This is a genomic window from Mesorhizobium sp. M7A.F.Ca.CA.001.08.2.1, from assembly GCF_003998455.1.
Classification (GTDB): Bacteria; Pseudomonadota; Alphaproteobacteria; order Rhizobiales; family Rhizobiaceae; genus Mesorhizobium; species Mesorhizobium ciceri.
Window position 1 is genome coordinate 1 of record NZ_RZPW01001464.1, and the last position, 461, is coordinate 461.

At 65.7% G+C, this 461-nt stretch carries 1 protein-coding gene; it reads right to left on the reverse strand.

All coding sequences use genetic code 11. The annotated features are described in order from the left end of the window. Window positions 1-119 precede the first annotated feature (119 nt). On the reverse strand, window positions 120-461 hold a 342-nt coding region (locus tag EN914_RS38005), incomplete at its 5' end, for an SDR family oxidoreductase (RefSeq protein ID WP_127389804.1).

Sequence of the window (461 nt, forward strand, 5' to 3'; positions counted from 1 at the left end):
TGCCGCGCGCGACACGCTGGTGCCGGCCCTGCAGCCCGCCAAGGCTGGTTCAGGACTTGAATCGTCGAACCGCTCCAAGGCCTTGTTTGCAAAAAACTCCTGACGGAAGCAGCGGCGGTTCAGATCAGGCGGTGGCCGCCCTCGACATGTAGCGTCGTTCCCGTGGTAAAGCCATTGCCGATCAGAAAGGCGATGGCGTCGGCGATATCATCGGGTTGGCCAATCCGCCCGACCGGCAGCCGCTTGGCCATCGCGGCTAACGTCTCGTCCTTCCTGTCGCCGGCCACTTGCGCCCAGATCGTGGTGTCGACCCAGCCGGGTGACACGGCATTGACGCGGATCGGCGCCAACTCGACCGCCAGCGCCCGCACGAGGCCTTCGAGCGCTGCGTTGACAGCAGCAACGACGGAGCCGCGTGCGGCTGGGCGATAGGCGGCGATACCGGAGACGAAGGTCATGGA